The organism is Sphingopyxis sp. 2PD (genome assembly GCF_005503695.1).
Taxonomy (GTDB): Bacteria; Pseudomonadota; Alphaproteobacteria; order Sphingomonadales; family Sphingomonadaceae; genus Sphingopyxis.
Window position 1 is genome coordinate 65119 of the sequence record NZ_SCMU01000011.1, and the last position, 19863, is coordinate 84981.

The 19863-nt window shown below is 65.5% G+C and carries 20 protein-coding genes and 1 tRNA gene; 9 read left to right on the top strand and 12 right to left on the bottom strand.

The features are described 5' to 3' along the window. Window positions 1-67 precede the first annotated feature (67 nt). Window positions 68-1324: a dipeptidase gene (locus FFS18_RS10265; protein WP_137870732.1), complete on the top strand. Its 1257-nt coding sequence runs from the start codon at window positions 68-70 to the stop codon at window positions 1322-1324. Window positions 1325-1420: 96 nt separating this feature from the next. Here the strand turns inward: FFS18_RS10265 and FFS18_RS10270 are convergent, their stop codons facing one another. Together FFS18_RS10270 and FFS18_RS10275 are read right to left on the bottom strand one after the other, a co-directional pair. Next, window positions 1421-1828, bottom strand: coding sequence for a DoxX family protein (locus tag FFS18_RS10270; RefSeq protein ID WP_137870733.1), 408 nt, complete (start codon window positions 1826-1828; stop codon window positions 1421-1423). Between the two features lie 22 nt (window positions 1829-1850). After that, window positions 1851-3143 (bottom strand): FAD-dependent oxidoreductase, encoded by a 1293-nt coding sequence (locus FFS18_RS10275; RefSeq protein ID WP_137870734.1) that lies wholly within the window; start codon window positions 3141-3143, stop codon window positions 1851-1853. A gap of 169 nt (window positions 3144-3312) precedes the next feature. On the opposite strand from FFS18_RS10275, the gene FFS18_RS10280 reads away from it, so the two are divergent. Further along, window positions 3313-3386 (top strand) — tRNA-Gln (locus FFS18_RS10280). 25 nt (window positions 3387-3411) lie between these two features. Here FFS18_RS10280 and FFS18_RS17740 read toward each other — a convergent pair. Beyond that, on the bottom strand, window positions 3412-4275 hold the full coding sequence (locus FFS18_RS17740; protein WP_171005278.1) for a helix-turn-helix transcriptional regulator: 864 nt from the start codon (window positions 4273-4275) through the stop codon (window positions 3412-3414). Window positions 4276-4398: 123 nt separating this feature from the next. Here FFS18_RS17740 and FFS18_RS10290 point away from each other — a divergent pair, with 123 nt between their 5' ends. The 4 genes from FFS18_RS10290 (at window position 4399) to FFS18_RS10305 (ending at window position 6891) form a co-directional block, all read left to right on the top strand. Continuing rightward, window positions 4399-5172, top strand: a complete 774-nt coding sequence (locus FFS18_RS10290; protein WP_137870736.1) for an SDR family oxidoreductase — start codon at window positions 4399-4401, stop codon at window positions 5170-5172. Window positions 5173-5427: 255 nt separating this feature from the next. Then, window positions 5428-6036: a hypothetical protein gene (locus FFS18_RS10295; protein WP_137870737.1), complete on the top strand. Its 609-nt coding sequence runs from the start codon at window positions 5428-5430 to the stop codon at window positions 6034-6036. Continuing rightward, complete coding sequence (locus FFS18_RS10300; RefSeq protein WP_212743038.1) at window positions 6023-6571, top strand: RNA polymerase sigma factor; 549 nt, start codon at window positions 6023-6025, stop codon at window positions 6569-6571. Before FFS18_RS10295 ends, FFS18_RS10300 begins: the two co-directional genes overlap by 14 nt. Then, window positions 6568-6891: a hypothetical protein gene (locus FFS18_RS10305; RefSeq protein WP_137870739.1), complete on the top strand. Its 324-nt coding sequence runs from the start codon at window positions 6568-6570 to the stop codon at window positions 6889-6891. The genes FFS18_RS10300 and FFS18_RS10305 overlap by 4 nt, the downstream gene beginning before the upstream one ends. 22 nt (window positions 6892-6913) lie before the next feature. On the opposite strand, the gene FFS18_RS10310 is transcribed toward FFS18_RS10305, so the two are convergent. The 5 genes from FFS18_RS10310 to FFS18_RS10330 all read right to left on the bottom strand — a co-directional run bounded on the left by FFS18_RS10310 (window position 6914) and on the right by FFS18_RS10330 (window position 12323). Then, the gene (locus tag FFS18_RS10310; protein ID WP_137870740.1) at window positions 6914-8629 is read right to left on the bottom strand and encodes a flotillin family protein; all 1716 of its coding nucleotides are present in this window, start codon (window positions 8627-8629) and stop codon (window positions 6914-6916) included. 63 nt (window positions 8630-8692) lie between these two features. Continuing rightward, entirely contained in the window at window positions 8693-9313 is a 621-nt protein-coding gene (locus FFS18_RS10315) for an OB-fold-containig protein (protein WP_137870741.1), read from the bottom strand. 41 nt (window positions 9314-9354) lie between these two features. Further along, window positions 9355-10071 (bottom strand): hypothetical protein, encoded by a 717-nt coding sequence (locus tag FFS18_RS10320; protein WP_249340364.1) that lies wholly within the window; start codon window positions 10069-10071, stop codon window positions 9355-9357. A 16-nt stretch (window positions 10072-10087) separates the two neighbouring features. Continuing rightward, window positions 10088-11299, bottom strand: a complete 1212-nt coding sequence (locus tag FFS18_RS10325) for a toxic anion resistance protein (RefSeq protein ID WP_137870743.1) — start codon at window positions 11297-11299, stop codon at window positions 10088-10090. 64 nt (window positions 11300-11363) lie between these two features. Then, the gene (locus tag FFS18_RS10330; protein ID WP_137870744.1) at window positions 11364-12323 is read right to left on the bottom strand and encodes a bile acid:sodium symporter family protein; all 960 of its coding nucleotides are present in this window, start codon (window positions 12321-12323) and stop codon (window positions 11364-11366) included. 300 nt (window positions 12324-12623) lie between these two features. On the opposite strand from FFS18_RS10330, the gene FFS18_RS10340 reads away from it, so the two are divergent. Continuing rightward, window positions 12624-13274, top strand: coding sequence for a 5'-methylthioadenosine/S-adenosylhomocysteine nucleosidase family protein (locus tag FFS18_RS10340; protein ID WP_137870745.1), 651 nt, complete (start codon window positions 12624-12626; stop codon window positions 13272-13274). A gap of 17 nt (window positions 13275-13291) precedes the next feature. Here the strand turns inward: FFS18_RS10340 and FFS18_RS10345 are convergent, their stop codons facing one another. The 4 genes from FFS18_RS10345 to FFS18_RS10360 all read right to left on the bottom strand — a co-directional run bounded on the left by FFS18_RS10345 (window position 13292) and on the right by FFS18_RS10360 (window position 17101). Next, window positions 13292-13825, bottom strand: a complete 534-nt coding sequence (locus tag FFS18_RS10345) for a PilZ domain-containing protein (protein WP_171005280.1) — start codon at window positions 13823-13825, stop codon at window positions 13292-13294. A gap of 237 nt (window positions 13826-14062) precedes the next feature. Then, window positions 14063-15070, bottom strand: coding sequence for a cytochrome d ubiquinol oxidase subunit II (locus tag FFS18_RS10350; RefSeq protein WP_137870747.1), 1008 nt, complete (start codon window positions 15068-15070; stop codon window positions 14063-14065). Further along, on the bottom strand, window positions 15067-16452 hold the full coding sequence (locus FFS18_RS10355; protein ID WP_137870748.1) for a cytochrome ubiquinol oxidase subunit I: 1386 nt from the start codon (window positions 16450-16452) through the stop codon (window positions 15067-15069). Before FFS18_RS10355 ends, FFS18_RS10350 begins: the two co-directional genes overlap by 4 nt. Then, window positions 16439-17101 carry a GbsR/MarR family transcriptional regulator gene (locus FFS18_RS10360; protein ID WP_137870749.1) on the bottom strand — a complete coding sequence of 221 codons (663 nt, stop codon included), beginning with the start codon at window positions 17099-17101 and terminating at the stop codon, window positions 16439-16441. The genes FFS18_RS10355 and FFS18_RS10360 overlap by 14 nt, the downstream gene beginning before the upstream one ends. 189 nt (window positions 17102-17290) lie before the next feature. Between FFS18_RS10360 and typA the strand changes: the two genes are divergently transcribed. Both typA and FFS18_RS10370 read left to right on the top strand, forming a co-directional pair. Then, entirely contained in the window at window positions 17291-19123 is a 1833-nt protein-coding gene (typA, locus tag FFS18_RS10365) for a translational GTPase TypA (RefSeq protein ID WP_120217375.1), read from the top strand. 200 nt (window positions 19124-19323) lie between these two features. Further along, window positions 19324-19863, top strand: a 540-nt coding sequence (locus FFS18_RS10370) for a pseudouridine synthase (protein WP_137870750.1), incomplete at its 3' end; no start/stop codon positions are given.

Here is a 19863-nt window from a genome sequence, read left to right on the forward strand (position 1 = left end):
CGACCTATCGGTCGCATGGGTGGTCACGGGGTTGCGCCTTCCGTCCAAGAACTTAAGGTCGCGCTTCATGAACAAACCCTCCCTGCTCACCGGCCTTGCCGCTCTCGCCCTCATCGCCACCCCCGCCACGGCGCAGAAATCGCCCGAGGCGGTTGCCGAAGCCGCGCTCCAGCGCGAGCCGGTGTTCGACGGGCATAATGACGTGCCGTGGGAACTGCGCGGGCAGGTCGGGAACGTCATCAACAACTTCGACTTTCGCGACACCACCAAGCCCAAGCCCGACGGAACGGTGATGCACACCGACATCCAGCGGCTGCGCAAGGGCCGCGTCGGCGCGCAATTCTGGTCGGTCTATGTGCCGTCGAACACCAATGAGCAGCTGGCGGTGCAGCAGACGATCGAACAGATCGACGTCGCGAAACGGCTGATCGCGCGTTATCCCGCTGACCTGTCGCTCGCCTATAATTCGGCCGAACTGCAAAGCCAGATGAAGGCGGGCAAGATCGCCGGGATGCTGGGGATCGAGGGCGGCCAGTCGATCGGCTCGTCGCTCGCCGTGCTACGCGAAATGTTCGGCATGGGGGTGCGCTACATGACACTGACCCACAGCAAGAACGTCCCTTGGGCCGACAGCGCGACCGATGCGCCGAAGCACGACGGGCTCACCGATTTCGGGCGCCAGGTCGTGCAGGAAATGAACCGCCTCGGCATGATCGTCGATTTGAGCCACGTCAGCGAAGCGACGATGAAGGACGCGCTGGAAGCAACCAGGGCGCCGGTGATGTTCAGCCATTCGGGGGTGCGCGCGGTCAACGACCATCCGCGCAATGTTCCCGACAGCGTATTGCCCGCGGTCAAGGCCAATGGCGGGGTGATCATGGTCGTATTCTACGCCGCGTTCGTCGATCCCAATCTGCGCCAACATGGCTTGAAGCGCACGGCCGAACGCGCGCGGCTCGATGCGCTCTATCTCGGCAACCCCGACGGCGCCGCGGCGGCGCTCAAGGCATGGGACGCGGCCAATCCGCCACCGTCGACGCCGCTCGGGCTCGCCGCCGACCATATCGACCATATCAAGAAGACGATCGGCGTCGACCATATCGGGATCGGCGGCGACTATGACGGCATGGACGCGACCCCGGTCGGGCTGGAGGATGTCACCGGCTATCCGGCGCTGTTCGCCGAACTGGCGCGGCGCGGTTATACGCAGGCCGAGCTCGAGAAGATTTCGAGCGGCAACATGCTGCGCGTGCTGAAGGCGAACGAAGCCTATGCCGCCAGCCAGAAGGGGCAGCCGCCGGTCGAGACGCCGGTGGTGAAATAAGTCCTGTGCTCCTGCGAAGGCAGGAGCCCATCACCTGACGGTTCGATTTTGCGCCATTCGGAAGATGGATCCCCGCCTTCACGGGAATGCGGGCTGCTATTCTGGGTTTTTGGTTCGAAACGGCCACTCGACCGCCCCGCTCGCCCACAGCGCCCACCAGATGATCACCGGCTGCAACGCCAGCCGCGGCCCATGATACCACCAGCTCAAGGTCTCGTCGCCGATCGCGATATTGGCGAAGGCGTGGTGGATATTGGCGGGCCATACGCAGAGGGCATAGAGCGCCAGTCCCCACCCCGCCGCCTTGCGTAGCGGCGGGATCATCAGGCCGATGGCGCCCAAAATCTCGGCGACGCCGGTGGCCGCGACGACCAGCTCGGGCTGTGGCACCCACGGCGGGGTGATCGCCAGAAATGGCTCGGGGCGCACCAGATGCAGATAGCCCGCATAGCCATAAGCGAGCGCGAGCAGCCAGCGCAGCGCCGTGCGGACGCGGCCTTTCAACGCGCTTTGCCGTCTGCGGGCGTCACCGCCCGATCGCCTCCAGCATCGCCTCGACGCTGACGAATTTCTCGCGCGGGTTGCCGTCGAGCGCCGCGGCGACCTCGGCCGCCTCGATCCGCCGCCAGTCGGCAAAGGTCACCGGCGCCACCCCGCGGCTCGCCAGCAGGGCGTCGAGCCCCGGCCGCCCCGCCTTGCCCGCGCCGCGCCCGATATCCTCCAGCACCAGTTCGGCGATCCGCGCGCCGTCGGGCTTGTTGGTGCCGATCGTCCCCGACGGCCCGCGCCGCGCCCAGCCGACGCAGTACAGCCCCGGCAAGATCCGCCCCTCGTCATTGGCGAAGCGGCCGCGGCCATGTTCATAGGGAACGCCGGGGATCGGCGGAGTCTGATAGCCGATGCAGCTGATGACCAGCCCCGCATCGATCGCATAGGTTTCGCCGGTGCCGTGGCTGCGCAGCTCGTCGTCCAGCGTGGTGCGCTCGACGATCACGCGCTGCGCTTTGCCTTCGCCTTCGATCGCTACCGGCATGGCGAAAAAGTCGAAATCGATCGTCACCGGCTTGGCGACCGGGTTGGCGGCAAAGCTGCGCAAATGCGTCACCGACTTGCGCATCCCGGGTTCGAGCAGCGCGTCATCTCCTTCCTGCGGCAGGTCGGCGGGGTCGACGCGCGGGCTGGCGCGCTCGAGATGCCCCAGTTCCCCGAGCTCCTTCGGCGTCATCGCGATCTGGTGTGGGCCGCGGCGGCCCAATATGTGGATATGGCGTACCGCGCTTTCGGCGAGCTGCGCGCGCGCGTGCGCGACGATGTCGCTGCCCGCAAATTCCTGCGGGGTCTTCGCCAGAATGCGCGCGACGTCGAGCGCGACATTGCCGTTGCCGATCACCGCGACACCGGCGGTGTCGAGCGGCGGATTCAGCCCGGCAAAATCGGGATGACCATTGTACCACCCGACAAAGGCGGCGCTGCCGATCACCCCCGGCAGGTTGGCGCCGGGAATATCGAGCGGCCGGTCGTTCGGCGCGCCGGTTGCCAGCACCACCGCGTCGTATAATTCGACCAGCTCGTCGATCGTCACGTCGCTGCCGACCGCGACATGGCCGACGAAACGGACATTATCGGTCAGCGCGACGCCTTCGTAGCGGCGCGACACCGCCTTGATCGACTGGTGGTCGGGGGCGACGCCGGTGCGAATCAGGCCATAGGGGACGGGCAGCCGGTCGATGACGTCGACCGCCATATCTTCTGCTTTCTGAAGTGTTTCGGCGGTGTAATAGCCCGCGGGACCCGACCCGACGATTGCGACATGACGCATCAACCCACTCCTTGCGGGTGTCCGCGCGGGCGCGCGGCCCCCCATCTGTTCTTTATCTGTTATGCGCTGATGCTAGCGGCGAAATGCGGCAGGGCAAGCGACCTTGTGCGGACCGGCACGGCGGCCTTGACAGCGCGGCGCTGGAATCATATTGCGCCCGCCTCACGATTGCCCTGTCGTCTAATGGTAAGACTGCGGTTTCTGATACCGCCTATCGAGGTTCGAATCCTCGCGGGGCATCCAATCCTTCCATCGCTGGATCCTGGCCCTAAGGACGAACTGCCGCGCGATAGCGCGACGGTGCCATGCCGAAGCGCCGGGCAAAGGCCGTCGCAAAGTGACTCGGCGTTGCAAAGCCGGTTGTCAGCGCGACGTCGGTCACCGATTCGTTGGTGTTCCGGAGCCGCCGGGCCGCTTCGTCGAGCCGCACGCGCATGACATATTGCCACGGCGACAGGCCGAACGCTTGCTGGAATGCTGCCGTGAAGCGGCGAGCATCCATCCCGACGAGTCCCGCCAGCACGTCAAGGCTGTGGCGGGCGTCGAGTTGCCCGCGAATAGTGTCAGCCAGCAGGATCCGGTCGGACGCCGACAGCTGACGGCGCCGCGATCGTGGGGTGCCGGGCACATATTGCCGACGAATATGCCATTCCAGGGCAACGCCAAGTCCGCGTGCCGCCATCGTCGACAGATCGTCATCGGCGCTGCGCAAGAGATTCGCCAGCCGGACCGTGGCGCCGAAAAGGTTGTCGTCCCGATACTGGACGCGCGCAGCAAGCGGAGCATCGTCAAGCAGCGCGGTCGGCACGCGGAACTCGACGAACTCGGCCCGTTCGCCCTGCGCCAATGCCGCATAGCGGCACGCCGCCGGGATGACCCTGACATCGCCGCGCGACGGCAGCGCGCTGCCCGACGGCCCAACCGAAAATTCGCAGTCCATCCGGTCCACTTGTCCGCCCAGATGGACAACGATGATGTGGTGATCTTCCTCGAACGCCCAGTCGGTCGGGCGCGCCAGATTTTCGGTCGCAGCCAATATGCCGAGACGACCAATCTGCGCCTGATGCCGTGCGACGACGTCGCGCGGGGATCGCGGCCGGATCCCGTCCCATATCTGTGCGGCTTCGGTCAATCGCCCACCTCGCGAGTCCCCACGACTCGTCCTGCCTAAACCCAAAAACTGCGCCGGAATTGGAAAGCGGACAAGGCGAAAGCTTCTTATCCTCTGGAAAAACAGACCCAAAGGAGACATTTGATGGCCGATCACAGCATTAAGGGAAAAACCGTTCTGATCGCGGGCGGCGGCAAGAATCTGGGCGGTCTTGTCGCCCGCGACCTGGCCGCGCACGGGGCCAAGGCGATCGCGATCCACTATAACAGCCCCGCCTCTGCTGCCGAGACGGAGGAAACGCTTGCCGCAGTCCGTGCCGCCGGGGCTGAAGCGGTTGCCTTTCAGGCTGACCTCACCTCTGCGGCCGCGGTCGAAAAGCTTTTTGCCGACACCATCGCCGCGATCGGCCGTCCCGACATCGCGATCAACACGGTCGGGAAAGTGCTGAAAAAGCCGTTCGCCGAGATCAGCGAGGCCGAATATGACGAGATGACGGCGGTCAATTCCAAGACCGCCTTCTTCTTCCTGAAAGAGGCGGGCAAGCATCTGAATGACCATGGCAAGATCTGCACCCTGGTGACGTCGCTGCTTGGCGCTTTCACGCCCTTCTACGCGGCCTATGCGGGCACGAAGGCACCGGTCGAACATTACACCCGCGCGGCGTCGAAGGAATTTGGCGAACGCGGCATTTCGGTAACGGCGATCGGACCCGGGCCGATGGATACGCCCTTTTTCTATCCTGCCGAAGGCGCGGATGCCGTGGCCTATCACAAATCAGCCGGCGCCCTGTCGGCCTTCTCGAAGACCGGCCTTACCGATATCGAGGATATTGTTCCCTGGATTCGTATGCTGGTGTCAGAGGGCTGGTGGATGACCGGCCAGACGATTCTGGTCAACGGCGGCTATACGACCAAGTGACCCCTCCCGGCGGGCGGCGGTTGCCGTCGCCCGCCGCTATCGGGGGCGCTCGCCCGCTTGGAAAAAATATTCCTCTCCTGCATCCATTGCCGCTCGCCGCGCCGTCTAGCCTATGATCGGCCGTCGCGCCGGTCCGGGCGGCGGTTTCACGCGGCGGTTGATTATGTGCTCCCCGGTGCAGTTCAGCCCCGTCTTGCGGGAAGCCGTCGCCTGTGGTTTCACCATGCCGGTGCGGCGTGACGGAGATTTATGTCGATGGATTTTTTGATTGCCGCTGCGGCCGCTGCCGCCACTGCATCCACCCCTGCGGCACCGCCGCCGACCCCGACGACCGTTTCGGTGCCGGTGTCCGAATCGATCAGCGCCGAAGAGATCGCGGCCTATATCAGCCCGCGCGAAATCGCTTCCTATGTCCCGGCGCCGCCGCCGACGACCGAGCTGGTGGCGGTCAGCGACCAGCTGTTCAGCCTGCTCGAAAATGTGACGGTCGTTGCGCTGTTCTGCGTCGGGTTTTTCCTGCTCGCGCGGCTGCTTCACGCGTGGATGCTCCACCGCTCGATCCGCCGCGCGCTCGAAGCCAAGTCGGACGCGGTCGGCCCGCTGATCGAAAAGCTCAACAAGCCCTATGAGCATCTCAGCTGGCAGGGCGGCAAGGAAACGGTCAGCGTCGGCGACGACCGCAACGCGCTGGTCTTGCTGGCGATCGGCCTTGCAATGGCCGGCTTTGGGCTGATCCAGGGGCATGAACAGCTGATCCGCACGTCGGTCGGCGCCGCGCTGTTCCCGATCTTTGTCGGTATCGCCCTGCTTGTCCGCCGCCGCCTCGCGCGCGCCGCGGCTGCCGAGGAGCGTGCCGCTGCGTGATGATGGGAGCGCCGAAGAAGATTGGGCTCTCAACCAGCGGGTTGCCGGGGGAGATCGCGCCGCTTTCCAGCTCCTCGTGCTACGGCACGAAGGGCGGTTGCGCGCCTTCCTTGCACGCGCCGCGGGCTGCGACGCCGACGATCTGGCGCAGGAAGCCTTTGTCCGTGCGTGGCAGCGTGCGGGCGATTATCGGGGGCAGGGGAGTTATGCGGCATGGGTCATGGGAATTGGCTGGCGGCTGTTTCTCGACCAGCGGCGTACCGCAAAGCGGCGGGAGGGGCTGGCGGGCGTCGATGACGACGCCCCGACGTCGACCGACCCGCGCGGTGCCAGCGACGCGGCGATCGACGCCGACCGCCTGCTCGCCGCATTGTCGCCGCAGGAGCGCGCCGCGCTTACCTTGTGCTTCGGCCACGGCTGGTCGCATGGCGAGGCGGCCGAGATCATGGGGGTGCCGCTTGGCACACTCAAATCCCTGGTCTTGCGCGGGCGCGCCAAGGCGCAGAAGATGATCGGCGAAGGAGCGGACCGATGACGGCCCCGAATCAGACGGACATCGATGCGATGCTGGCCGCGATGCTGGCACCGCCGACGCGCGCCGGCGACCGCGCCTTTGCGCTTCAGGTCGAACGCGCGATCGACGCGCAGGCCGCCTACGCCCGCGCCCGCGCGCGCTTCTGGCGCAGCTTCGCGTTCGAGGCGCTGGCGATCGCGGCGCTGCTCGCGGCGCTATGGCTGCTGTCATCGGCGCCGATCTTCGCGCCGCTGGCGAGCTCGACCCACTGGGGACTCGCCTCGCCGCTGCTGCTGATCCTGCTGCTGTGGTTCGGCACGCAGCGCTGGCGGAGCGCTTAGGCGCTGCGCCAGCGCTGACCGATCAGGCGTCGTCCTCGCTGTCGTCGGTGGCGGGCGCCGCGGCGGTTGCCGGACGCGGCTTGCGACCGCGCGGCGCTGCCGCAATCGTCGCCGGGGCGTGCGCCTCCGTCGCCGCCGCACCCTGGATCAGTGCGTCGAGCGAGCCGCCGTCAAAGCCGAGTTCCTTCATCAGGCTGTCGATCACCGGCGCCTGCGCGCGGTAAGCCAGCGCAGCCGACACGGCGTTGCTCGCGAGGTTGCCATTGTCGGCACTGCCGCCGCTGCCGTTTCCGCCACCGGTCTGGTTGATCCCGTCGACCTGGATAATCTTGATCGAATCGATCGCTTCCATCGGCTTGGCGGCTTCGCGCACGACTTCGGGCAGCACCTTGAGCAGCGCCATCTTGGTTTGCAGCGAAATCTGGTCCGACGACAGCAGGTTCGCCGCTTCGTTGATCGCGCGCTGACCTGCCGCTTCGACTTCGAACCGGATGCGCGCGGCTTCCGCGCGCAGCTTTTCGGCCTCGGCCTCGCCTTCGGCTTCCAATCGGACGGCCGCCGCGCGGTTCGCCGCGGCTTCCTTTTCGGCTTCGGCTTCGACCTTCACCGAAATCGCCTGCCGTTCGGCTTCCTTTGCCGCTTCGATCAGTTCGATGCGCTTCAAGCGCTCGGCGACTTCGGTTTCGCGCGCCGTCGCGACCTGTTCCTCGGCGGCAACAGCGATCGCGCGCGCGGCATCGGCCTCGCCGCGCGCCTGACTTTCTTCGCGGCTCTTGTTCTGGATCAGGATCTGCTGTTCCTGCCGCGCGAGTTCGATCGCCTGTTCCTGCGCAATGCGCGCTTCCTCGATCGCGCGATCGGCTTCGATCTGCTTGGCATCGACCAGCTGCTTGGCCTGAATGCGCGCGTTCTCGGCCTCCTGATTGCGCTGCGCCTGTTCGCGCGCCACCTCGGCGGCCTGCTCGGCGCGCCGGATCTCGATCTCGCGCTGCTGACCCAGCTTGGCGAACTCATTGTCGCGCGCGATTTCAAAGCTGCGCTTGTCGGCCTCCAGATTCTTGGTTTCGATCTGGACGCGCGTGTCCTGTTCGATGTCGTTGCGGGTTTTCTTGCGCAGTTCGATCTGTTCGGTCAGCTTGGTCAGACCTTCCGCGTCGAAGGCGTTGTTGGCGTTGAAATGTTCGATCGAGGTCTGGTCGAGCCCGGTCAGCGAAACCGATTCCAGCTCGAGCCCGTTCATCGACAGATCGTTCGAGCTCACCTGCTGCACCTTCTGCACGAAGTCGGCGCGCTGCTCGTGCAGCTGGTTCATCGTCATGCCCGCGGCGACGGAACGCAGCGCGTCGACGAACTTGCCCTCGACCAGATCCTTCAGCGCTTCGGGGTTCATCGTGCGCAGGCCCAGCGTCTGCGCCGCCATGGCGATCGATCCCGCATCGGGGCGAACGCGGACGTAAAATTCTGCCTTCACATCGATCCGCAGGCGATCGAGCGTGATCAGCGCGTCGACATTCTTGCGTTCGACCGCCAGCCGCACGGTGTTCATGTTCACCGGCATTGTTTCGTGCAGGACGGGCAGAACCAGCGCACCGCCGTTCATGATCACCCGTTCACCGCGAAATCCCGTGCGGACAAAGGCAATTTCCTTGGTCGCGCGATGATAAAGCCGCGTGACGATCAGTCCCAGAATAAGCAGCGCGGCCAGTCCGATGCCCGCGTAAATAGCAATTTCGATCATGAACTCACCCGTTGCTGTCGATTCGTGCCGCCATCATTGGAAGCCCCTCGACGGATATTAGGGTCAGTCGAGCCGGGGTAAATAGAAATCGCCGCGGGTGAAGGCTTTGAATATGTCGCCCTCGCGCTTTACCAGCAGCACGCTCTCACCGGTCTGGAAAATCTGGTCGGCGCTGTCGGGTTCGACCATGATCTGATGTGGTTGCCCATGCTCGTCGGTCACGCGTGCCCGCGCCGGATGGCCAACGCGCGCGGTGCCGATGCTGATCTCGGCAAAGCGCCCGATCAGATCGTCGCGTTCGATCGCGGTGGTTTCGATCCCGGGCAACACCCGCGCGACGACACGCGCCGCGACTCCGGTCACCGGCAGCGCGCCGACGGCGGTCAGCGGCACCATCAGCAAATTTGTGCCCGGACCGCCGGTCAGCGCGGTGATTAACTGTTGCAGCCCCAGCCCGAGCGCCCCGAACAGCGCCAGGAAAATCACCAACCACATCAGGAACGGCACGCGGCCGATCCCGGCCCAGGCCAGCAATGTGTCGGCGACGCCCGCGTCGCCATCAGCATCGCCGTCCGCGTCGATGTCACCCGCCAGCCCGATTGCCTGCACCGCGCCGATCATCAGCATCAGCAGCAGGGCGGCGCTGAAGACGGCATTTCCAGGGGCGAGCAGCTGATCGAACATCGGCATCTGTGTGGCCGCCGGAACGCGGCTTGGCAAGGACGCTATCCGTTCGGCGCGCTCTCGTCGATGCCCTGATATTTCAGCTGCAGATAGCGTTCGCGCGTCGCGAGCTTGTCGAGTTCGCCCGCCGCCAGGCTGCGCGCGGCGCTGCCGATCTCGGCTTCCAGCATCTTTAGCCCACCGACCAAAGTCTCGTCGGGGGTGCGACCTGCATGGGCTTCGCCGCGTAGCCCGGCGGGGATGCGCTGATAGCCTGCGACCAGTTCGGGCAGGTCCTCGCCGACGAGCTTGCGGATGTTCGCCGCCGCGGGTTCGCCGGGGTCGAGCGTCTGAAGCTGCGGCGCGAGCAGGTCGAGCTGCACCCCGATGCCATCGACCAGCGTGCGCGCCGGGGCGGGCAGCATCGGGCGCTGCGCCTCGAGCCAGATTTCGGTGCGTCCGGCGAGCTGCTTGAGGTCGGTCTTGGGCAAATCGGCCTGGCGGGGCTCGGGAAAGGGCGTCCGCCCGAACAATACCGCAACCCCGATCAGCAGGACGAAAAGCGCGAGCAGCCCGGTGAACCCCAGCGGCTGGATCAGCGCCCCGAACAAGGCGGCCCCCAGCAGCACGACCCCGCCCGCGATCAGCACCCGGCCGAGTTTCTTGAACAAATGCTGGCGGCGCAGCGCGACGCTCTTGGTGCCGATCGGGCGGCGGCGTTCGCGCGACCGTTCGATCGCACCTTCCGCCGACAGCCGGATCTTGTCGACCTCGCTCATGCTCATCGGTCCGCCGTCAACCTTCGATTGCCGCGAGCGGGCTGTCGGCGCCGCCGACGCTTGCCTGCGCCTGGCTCGCGCCCTCGGCGCGCGCGATATAACCCTTCGACTTCGCGACCTCGCCCTCCAGCGTGTTGACGGTGGTCTTCATGCTGTCGAGCGCCTTCAGCTTGAACGTGTCGATCGCGTCCATCGTGTCGTAGATATTCTGGAACGCGCGTTGCAGCGTTTCCATCGGGATCGTGCTCGACGCCGCTTGCTCGTGGATGCGCGCAGTATTGTCCTTCAGCATCTTCGACGTGCCGTCGATGATGTTGGCGGTGGTGGTGTTGAGCGCGGTGATCTGTTCGAGCACCAGCTTCTGGTTGGTCATCGCCTGCGCGACGGTGATCGCGGTCTTCAACGCGCCGACGGTGGTGGTGCTGGCGCGCTCGACGCCTTTCACCAGCTCGATATTATTCTTCTTGACGAGGTCGAGCGCGAGATAGCCCTGCACCGTCACCGCCATTTGCGTCAGCAGATCCTGCGTCCGCTGGCGGGCGTAAAACAGCGCATTTTCGCGCAGCACCTTGGCCTTCGCGGGATCGACCCCGTCGAGTTCGGCGGCCTTTTCCTCAAGCTTGCGGTCGAGCGTCTGGGCGATGTGGACCATCTGCTCCAGCTTGCCCATCGCTTCCCACAATTTCCGCCGTTCGACGTCGATGGCGGCATTGTCCATCAGCAGCTCGTCCTTGCCGTTCGCGAGTGCGGTGAGCACGCTCGAGATATGCGACTGGGCGCTGCGATATTTGGCGAAATAATTGGTGACGCTGCTGCCGAAAATCTTGTCGAGGAAGCCGCGCTTCGAAATCAGCTTGCCGTTCGCCGACGGGTCGAGCCGTTCGACGGTGTTTCGGAGTTCGATCAGATTCTGGCCAATGTCGGTGTCGCGGTCCATCGCCTTGATCGGGCGGTCGAGGAAGCGGTTCGACTGGTTCGCCGCCTCCAGCATTTCCTTGCGGCCCATGTTGGTGATCTGGTCGACCTTTTGCCCGAAGGCGGGCGAGTTGACGTCCTGCGCGACCAGATCGTCGATAAAGCCGTCGACGCGCTCCTCCAGTTTCGATTTCTGCTCGCCCGACAGCGGCACCAGTCCCGCCGCCTTTTCGGGCGCGACCGCGGGAACGGGGTCGGGCGGGGTCAGCTTCAGCTCGTCGGTTGCGGTTGCCGTCGCGGTCTGCTCGCTCATTCGTCTTCCTTCCAGCCCCTTGCTGCCTTGCCTATATGGCATGCAGCACTGTGTTATTCAAGCATTACACTTGATCGGCGCGGTTCAATGCCGGCGCAATCCACGCCGACAGGATCAGCTGCGCCATGTGATAGACCAGGATCGGGACCAGCACCATGCCGGCGATTGCGGGCGGAAACAGCGTCGCCGCCAGCGGCGCGCCGACCGCGATGCTCTTCTGCGCCCCCGCGAACAGCAAGCTGATGCAGTCGCGCCGCGCGAGCCGCAGCAGCGCGCCAAATACCCACGCCCCGCCGAACGACAGCGCCAGCAACACCGCGACCGCGCCGCAGACAATGCCGATCTCGCGGCCGTCAAGCTGGTCCCATATCCCCGCGACCACCGCGGCGGAAAAGGCGACATAGACCGCGATCGCGATGGCGGTGCGGTCCATCGCGGTGGTCAGCCCCTTGTGCGCCAGTACCCACGGCCGCAGCCAGCGCTGCGCCAGCTGCCCGGCGATGAAGGGCAAGAGCAGGATGGCAACGATGCGCAAAGCCGCAGCGCCGCTGATCTCCCCCGCGCTGCCCGCGAGCGCCGCGAACAACAAAGGCGCGGCAATCACGCCGACCAGGTTGAGCAGCGCCGCCGCAACAACGCTGGCGGCAACATTGCCCCCCGCCATGCTGCTCGCCGCAGTCGCCGACTGGACGGTCGAGGGCAAGATGCCGAGGAACAAGAAACCCAGCGCCAATGTCGCAGGCAGAAACGCCGCGGTCGCCAGCTGCGCGCCAAGCCCGAACAGCGCCATGATCCCGAAGCAAAAGGCCAGCGCGCCACCCTGCAATTTCCAGTTGCGGATGCCGTGCAATACCTCGTCGCGGGGCAAGCGCACGCCATTGAGAAAGAACAGCAGCACGATCGCCGCGGTCGACACCCCCTGCGCCACCGGCACCGCCACGCCGCGCACCGGCAACAGGCTGGCGAGCAGGATCGTGCCGAGCAGGATGGGGACAAAGCGGTCGGGGAAGATACGGGCGAGCATGGGAGGGCGATGGCGGGGCGGCGCGGATTTGGCAAGAATATGATCCTCCCTGTGGCGAAGCCATGGGGAGGGGGACCGTTCGCGAAGCGAATGGTGGAGGGGCGACAACGTCTGCGCCAAAGCCTCTCCGTCAGCGCTTCGCGCTGCCACCTCCCCATCGCTACGCGACAGGGAGGATCGCCGCTGTCGCTTCCTCGCGCCCAGTCCGTTTGTCCCGAGCGAAGTCGAGGGACGCATGGCGCCGCGCCAGCGTGTCTCGACTTCGCTCGACTCGAACGGGCAGGGAGCTAGATAGCAGGCATGCCCAACCTCCTCATCCTCGCCGCCCTCCCCGAAGAAGCCGACGCCCTGTTTCCGGGCACCGGCACCTCCGACCGCGCCCCCATCCCCCTCCGTCGCCTCACCACCCACGCCCACAGCCTCACCATCGCCACCTGCGGCCTCGGCAAGGTCAACGCCGCGCTCGCCACGGGCCTGCTCGGCGCCGATGGCGACCTTATCCTGATGACCGGCACCTGCGGCGCGCTCGGCGCGGCGCCGGGCGCGTACTGGATCGCCGAGGCGCTCCAGCATGATTATGGCGCCGCCCATCCCGGCGCCTTCCGCCGCTACCGCGCAGGCGACTGGCCGATGGGCGAGGCCGCGGCAGCGCATTTCACCGCGATGCCCGACCCCGGCATCGGCCTGCCGCACGCGCGCATCGCCAGCGGCGACAGCTTCATCGCCTGCCCCGATGCCGCCGCAGACCTCGCATCGCTCGGCGCGACGCTCGTCGATATGGAGGTCGGCGCGGTGGCGCAGGCGGCGGCGCGGCTGGGCAAGCCGTGGGCGGCGATCAAGGCGGTGACCGACGAAGCCAATAATGCCAGCGGCGGCGATTTTCAGGCGAACCTGGCGCGCGCAGCCCGCGCCGCTGCGGGGCAGATCGAACGGCTGGTGGCGATGCAGTGACCCGCCATCGATAAAGGCTAATAGTCGATGGTAATCCGCACCCTGTCAGGGCTGACCCCGGCGGCGTGTGCGATCTGTTCGCGGCTGCGATCGACCACCTCCTGAAATCCCCCGGGTGCCGCTTCGTCGAGCAGGTCGGCGGGCGGAACGTCCGATGTGGCGGCAATTTCTGGCGCTGGTTCTTCTGGCGCTGGTTCGAGCGGCGGGCCAATCGCGCCTTGCAGCTCTACGGCACTTTTCAGCTCCACCGCGCTCAGCGTCGCCGAAGACACCGGCCCTTCGAACTGGCAACCGAACAAGCGGCCGCTGGCCCAGATGACGACTGCGGTGATGTCGCCCGCGTGGGGTAGCTCGATTTCGATACGATCGCACGGCGCCAGCTTGATGTCGCTTTCGAACAAAAGGCCGGTTCCCGAGATATTGTGGATCTGCACTTCGATCCCGGTACCGTCGTGCTGCACCCCCTTGGCTAACAAGCTGAGCTTCCGGCGCACGTCCTGGCGCTGCTCGGCGCCGGATGCCGCTGGCAGGAAATGTCCGAAAACAGCCATGGGCTGTTGTTGGAGTCGGGGCGTTAATAGAAGGTTAGCGCGGGCCGCGAAAGATGATGCGGGTGAGCGGGGTGCTGAGGGGGGCGACCAGCTGCGGACATAAACTTTCGTCATCCCGGACTTGATCCGGGATCCATACGTCCTCTGAGTGACGGGCGGTGCAACGCTCCATAGACCCCGGATCAAGTCCGGGGTGACGAAGAAATGAAGGCAGCTCCCACCCCCAACTATCGCCCGTCACTCATAACTCAAATGCGTCGCCTTCCCCCGGAAAATCCAGTGCGACAGGATCGAATATCCCAAAATCACCGGCAGCACGAACAACGCGCCGATCAGGATGATGCTCAGCGCCTCGGGGCTCGCCGCCGCCTGCCAGATGTCGAGCCGGTCGGCGATCAGATAGGGGTAGAAGCTGTACGCGATGCCGACGAAGCCCAGCGCAAAGAGGATGCCCGCTACCGCCAGCGGCACCCACGACAGCTCGTCCTTCGCGCGCAAAGGGCGGCGCAGGAAGATCGCGAGGCCGATGAAAAGCGTCGCCGACGCGATCGGGATCGGCAACAGCGCGATAATCTCGGGCAGGCGGAACCAGCGGTCGAAGATGCGTTCCGACAAGAGCGGCGTCGCGATCGAGATGATCGCCATCGCCAGCGCGGTCGCCCACAGGCTGATTTCGGCCCAGCGTACCGCGCGCTTCTGCAAATCGCCCTCGACCTTGTAGATCAGCCAGCAGGCGCCGACGAACACATAACCCGCGACCAGCCCGAGCGCGGCGAGCAGGCAGAACAGCACCGCGGCCAGGCTCTGGTCGAACCCCAGCACATAGGCGCCCAGCATATAGCCCTGGCACAGCGCGGTGAGCAAAGAGCCCGCGAAAAAGGCATTGTCCCAGTGCGGCTTGTGCGCGGGCGGCGCCTTGGCGCGAAATTCGAAACTGACGCCGCGCAGGATCAGCGCGACCAGCATCAGCACGACCGGCAGGTAAAGCTGGGTCAGGATCAATCCATGCGCGATCGGAAAGGCGACCAGCAGCAACCCGATGCCCAGCACCAGCCACGTCTCGTTGCCGTCCCAGAACGGCCCGATCGACGCGACCATCAAATCGCGGTTTTCGTCCTTCTCCAGCCGCGTTAGCATCCCGACGCCAAGGTCATAGCCGTCGAGGATGACGTAGAGCAGGATCGACAGCCCCATCAGCCCGGCAAAGATCACCGGCAGCCACCAGGGATCGATGAACGGGGTCATGCCGGCTCTTCCTGCGGCGCGGCGGGGCCGGGGGCGACGGCGGGCACCGGGAACATCGGCTTGCCCGCCGGCGCCGCCTTGCCCAGCCGCGCGAGGCGATACAGCACCGCGATGTAAGCGGTCAGCAGCGCCGCATAGACGGCGAGATACAGCGTCAGCGAGCTTGCCACCATCGCGCTGCCGACCGGGCCGACCGCGTCGGCGGTCCTGAGCACGCCGGTGACCAGCCACGGCTGGCGCCCGATTTCGGTGACATACCAGCCCGCGAGCGTCGCGACCCAGCCGCTGAACGTCATTGCGACCAGCGCATAGGCGAGCCAGCGCGGCATCGCATCGACCCCGCGGCGGCGGATCGTCCACGCTGCGAACCACGACAGCGCGAGCATCGCGACCCCGATGCCGACCATGATCCGGAAACCCCAGAACAGGGGGGCGACCGGCGGGTGATCGCCTCGGTAATCGTTGAGACCAGGAACGACGCCCGCGGCCTCATGTTTCAGGATCAGGCTGGCGCCCGAGGGAATGGCCACTTCCAGATGATTGGTGCGCGCTTCTTCGTCGGGGATCGCGAACAGCACCAGCGGCACATGGCTGCGCGTGTCCCAATTGGCCTCCATCGCCGCGACCTTCTGCGGCTGGTGCTCCAGTGTGTTCAGCCCGTGCATGTCGCCGACGAAAATCTGCACCGGGATCAGCAGCGCCGCAGCATAGACTGCGGCCTTCAGGGTGCGTCGCACGCCCTCGCCGCCGCCATCCTTCAGCCAGCGCCACGCCGACATCCCCGCGATCAAAAACGCGACAGTCAGTGCCGAGGCGATCAGCATATGGGTCAACCGGTACGGCATCGACGGGTTGAAAATGATCGCCCACCAGTCGGTGGCATGGACGACGCCATCGCGGATATCGTAACCCGCCGGCGTCTGCATCCAGCTGTTGAGCACGATGATCCAGAACGCCGACAGCGTCGTGCCGGCGGCGACCAGAAAGGTCGCGAGCGTGTGAACCCAGTTCGGCACCCGGCTGAACCCGAACAGCATGATGCCCAAGAACACCGCCTCAAGGAAGAAAGCGGTCAGCACTTCATAAGCGAGCAGCGGCCCCGCGATATTGCCGACCTTTTCCATATAGCCCGGCCAGTTGGTGCCGAACTGGAAACTCATCGTGATCCCCGATACGACGCCCATCGCAAAGCTCAGCGCAAAGACCTTCACCCACAGGCGATAGGCGTCCATCCACGCGCCGTCTTTGGTGCGGTTATAGGCGAGCTTGAAGCCGAGCAGCGCCCAACCGAGCGCGATGGTGACCGCCGGGAACAAGATGTGAAAGCTGATGTTCGCGGCAAACTGGATGCGCGCGAGGATCAACGGGTCAAGCGCGTCCATTGTCGGCCTCCGAACTCAAAGCTCCGTTCGTGTCGAGCGAAGTCGAGACACCTTTCCCCCGCCCCAGCATGCGATCCTTGAACTCGAGCGCCTTCACCACCCGCTCGCCGAGCCGCAGCAGCTGGAGCAGCCGCTCATTGTCGAGCCGCCGCATCTCGGCGTACCAGTCGGTCAAGAGCTCGATCTGCTCGTGCATCGCCGCCATCCGCTCCTGCGCAAAGCGGTCGGCAGGATCGACGGCAGGTTCCATCATCAGCGCGCGGAGCGTCGTCAGCGTCGGGTCGATCTCGCGCTTCTTGCGCTCCTCGACCAAAGTGCGGAAGATCGCCCACACGTCGCGCGGCGTCTCGTAATAGTCGCGGCGGTCGCCGGGGACGTGGCGGAGCTGGACGAGGTTCCAGCTCGCCAGTTCCTTCAGCCCCATCGACACGCTGCCGCGCGACAGGCTCAGCGCCTCGCTGATCTCCTCGGCATGGCGCGGCGCGTCGGCCAGGAACAGCATCGCGTAAATCTGGCCGACCGTCCGGTTGATCCCCCAGCGGCTTCCCATCTCGCCGAAATGCAGGACAAAGGCCTGCGCAAGCGGGGAGAGCCGGAACGGCGGGGACGGGGAGGCCGCTGGAGAATCGGGGGCGGGAGACAAATCCATGTCCGCGCCATACGCTTCAATTTCTGAAGTTTCAATAATTATTGAAACTTGGCGCAGCCAATTCGACGCTTCTTGGCACCTTCGACCACTTCGGCAATCATGTTGCGCCGCAGCACCCATTCTGTTAGGGGCGCGGCGTTTCGCGGCGCTCCGGGCGCTGCCCCCTCCCTATCCAAGGCCCGTTCCCGCATGTCTCTGCGCAATATAGCCATTATCGCACATGTCGATCATGGAAAAACCACCCTCGTCGACCAGCTGTTCCGCCAGTCGGGTACCTTCCGCGACAACCAGCGTGTCGAGGAAAGGGCCATGGATTCCAATGACTTGGAAAAGGAGCGCGGGATCACGATTCTCGCCAAGTGCACCTCGGTCGAATGGGGTGAGGGCGCCGACCAGACGCGGATCAACATCGTCGACACCCCGGGCCACGCCGATTTCGGCGGCGAGGTCGAGCGCATCCTCTCCATGGTCGATGGCGTCATCCTGCTCGTCGACGCCGCCGAAGGTCCGATGCCGCAGACCAAGTTCGTCACCGGCAAGGCGCTGGCGCTCGGCCTGAAACCGATCGTCGTCGTCAACAAGATCGACCGCAGCGACGCGCGCGCCGCCGAAGTGCTCGACGAAGTGTTCGAACTGTTCCTGACCCTGGAAGCCAATGACGAACAGCTCGACTTCCCGATCCTCTACGCCTCGGGCCGCGGCGGCTATGCGTCGGAAAGCCCCGACGCGCGCGAAGGCGACCTGACCCCGCTGTTCGAAACGATCGTCCGCCACGTCCCCGAACCGGGCCTCGACGAGAATGCCCCCTTCACCTTCCTCGCGACGCTGCTCGACCGCGACAATTTCATCGGCCGCATCCTGACCGGCCGCGTCCAGTCGGGGACGGTCAAGGTCAACCAGCCGATCCACGCGCTCGACATGGACGGCAAGGTGATCGAAGCCGGCCGCGCGTCGAAGCTGCTCGCCTTCCGCGGGCTCGACCGGGTGCCGGTCGAGGAAGCCAAGGCGGGCGACATCGTCGCGATCGCCGGGCTGACCAACGCCACCGTCGCGAACACCATCGCCGACACCAGCGTCAGCGAACCGATCGCCGCGCAGCCGATCGACCCGCCGACGCTGTCGATGCGTTTTGCCGTGAACGATTCGCCGATGGCGGGGCGCGAGGGCAGCAAGGTCACGAGCCGCATGATCCGCGACCGCCTGTTCCGCGAAGCCGAAACCAACGTCGCGATCCGCATCACCGAAAGCGCCGACAAGGACAGTTTCGAAGTTGCGGGCCGCGGCGAGCTCCAGCTCGGCGTGCTCATCGAAACGATGCGCCGCGAAGGCTTCGAACTCGGCATCAGCCGCCCGCGCGTGCTGTATGGCGAGGACGAGGCCGGCAAGCGCACCGAACCTTATGAAACCGTCGTCATCGACGTCGACGACGAGCATAGCGGCACGGTCGTCGAGAAGATGCAGATCCGCAAGGCCGACCTCACCGACATGCGCCCGTCGGGCGGCGGCAAGACGCGCATCACCTTCAGCGGCCCGTCGCGCGGCCTCATCGGCTATCACGGCGAATTCCTGTCCGACACGCGCGGCACCGGGATCATGAACCGCCTGTTCGAGAAATACGGCCCGTACAAGGGCGTGATCGAGGGCCGCAAGAATGGCGTCCTGATCTCGAACGGCAATGGCGAAGCGGTGGCCTATGCGCTCGGCCCTCTGGAAGAGCGCGGCATCCTGTTCGTCTCGCCCGGCGAGGCGCTCTATGAGGGCATGATCATCGGCGAGAATGCCAAGCCCGAGGATCTCGAGGTCAACCCGATGAAGTCGAAACAGCTCACGAACTTCCGTTCGACGGGCAAGGACGACGCGATCCGCCTGACCCCGCCGAAGCGCATGACGCTGGAACAGGCGATCGCGTACATCGACGACGACGAAATGGTCGAAGTGACCCCGAAGAACATCCGCATCCGCAAGGCGATCCTTGACCCGCACGAGCGGAAGAAGGCGAGCCGCAAGAAGGAAGCGGCGTAAGATACGGACCGGCGGCCTCAAAGGCCGCCGGTTTTGTTTTGGGTGTTTCCTTCTCGGTTTTCGTCATGCTGAACTCGTTTCAGCATCCATGGCCCGCGCTCTCGTTCGGCGCCGCGTTACTGGATAGAGCAGGCCATGGACCCTGAAACAAGTTCAGGGCGACGAGATAAAAGGATGGGGCGTATGGCAGGAAGCACAGCATGACCCGCCTGATCCTGTTCAACAAACCTTACGGCGTGCTGTCGCAATTCACCGACAAGGGGATGACTGCACCGGCCGACGGCCCGCGCGCGACCTTGTCCGACTATATCGACGTGCCCGGCGTCTATCCCGCCGGGCGGCTGGACCGCGACAGCGAAGGCCTGCTGATCCTGACCGACGACGGAGCGATGCAGGCGCGGATTTCGTCGCCGAAGCACAAGATGCCCAAAACCTATCTGGCGCAGGTCGAGGGCGAGCCCGATGAGGCCGCGCTGGCGGCGCTCGCCCGCGGCGTCACGCTGAACGACGGCCCGACGCGCCCCGCAAACGTCCGCCGCATCGAGGTGCCAAAGCTGTGGGACCGCGACCCGCCGGTGCGATACCGCAAGAGCGTGCCCGATAGCTGGATCGAACTGACGATCACCGAAGGCCGCAACCGCCAGGTGCGGCGGATGACGGCGGCGGTGGGGTTCCCGACGCTGCGGCTGGTTAGGTGGCGGATCGGGGGGTGGGAGATTGGGGATTTGGCGGTGGGGGCG

Bases quoted from the DNA above. Each gene is read 5' to 3' on its own strand.
- FFS18_RS10265 (WP_137870732.1), top strand. From the start codon at position 68: ATGAACAAACCCTCCCTGCTCACCGGCCTTGCCGCTCTCGCCCTCATC.
- FFS18_RS10275 (WP_137870734.1), bottom strand. From the start codon at position 3,143: ATGCGTCATGTCGCAATCGTCGGGTCGGGTCCCGCGGGCTATTACACC.
- FFS18_RS10290 (WP_137870736.1), top strand. From the start codon at position 4,399: ATGGCCGATCACAGCATTAAGGGAAAAACCGTTCTGATCGCGGGCGGC.
- FFS18_RS10295 (WP_137870737.1), top strand. From the start codon at position 5,428: ATGGATTTTTTGATTGCCGCTGCGGCCGCTGCCGCCACTGCATCCACC.
- FFS18_RS10305 (WP_137870739.1), top strand. From the start codon at position 6,568: ATGACGGCCCCGAATCAGACGGACATCGATGCGATGCTGGCCGCGATG.
- FFS18_RS10310 (WP_137870740.1), bottom strand. From the start codon at position 8,629: ATGATCGAAATTGCTATTTACGCGGGCATCGGACTGGCCGCGCTGCTT.
- FFS18_RS10315 (WP_137870741.1), bottom strand. From the start codon at position 9,313: ATGTTCGATCAGCTGCTCGCCCCTGGAAATGCCGTCTTCAGCGCCGCC.
- FFS18_RS10320 (WP_249340364.1), bottom strand. From the start codon at position 10,071: ATGAGCGAGGTCGACAAGATCCGGCTGTCGGCGGAAGGTGCGATCGAA.
- FFS18_RS10325 (WP_137870743.1), bottom strand. From the start codon at position 11,299: ATGAGCGAGCAGACCGCGACGGCAACCGCAACCGACGAGCTGAAGCTG.
- FFS18_RS10330 (WP_137870744.1), bottom strand. From the start codon at position 12,323: ATGCTCGCCCGTATCTTCCCCGACCGCTTTGTCCCCATCCTGCTCGGC.
- FFS18_RS10340 (WP_137870745.1), top strand. From the start codon at position 12,624: ATGCCCAACCTCCTCATCCTCGCCGCCCTCCCCGAAGAAGCCGACGCC.
- FFS18_RS10345 (WP_171005280.1), bottom strand. From the start codon at position 13,825: ATGGCTGTTTTCGGACATTTCCTGCCAGCGGCATCCGGCGCCGAGCAG.
- FFS18_RS10350 (WP_137870747.1), bottom strand. From the start codon at position 15,070: ATGACCCCGTTCATCGATCCCTGGTGGCTGCCGGTGATCTTTGCCGGG.
- FFS18_RS10355 (WP_137870748.1), bottom strand. From the start codon at position 16,452: ATGGACGCGCTTGACCCGTTGATCCTCGCGCGCATCCAGTTTGCCGCG.
- FFS18_RS10360 (WP_137870749.1), bottom strand. From the start codon at position 17,101: ATGGATTTGTCTCCCGCCCCCGATTCTCCAGCGGCCTCCCCGTCCCCG.
- typA (WP_120217375.1), top strand. From the start codon at position 17,291: ATGTCTCTGCGCAATATAGCCATTATCGCACATGTCGATCATGGAAAA.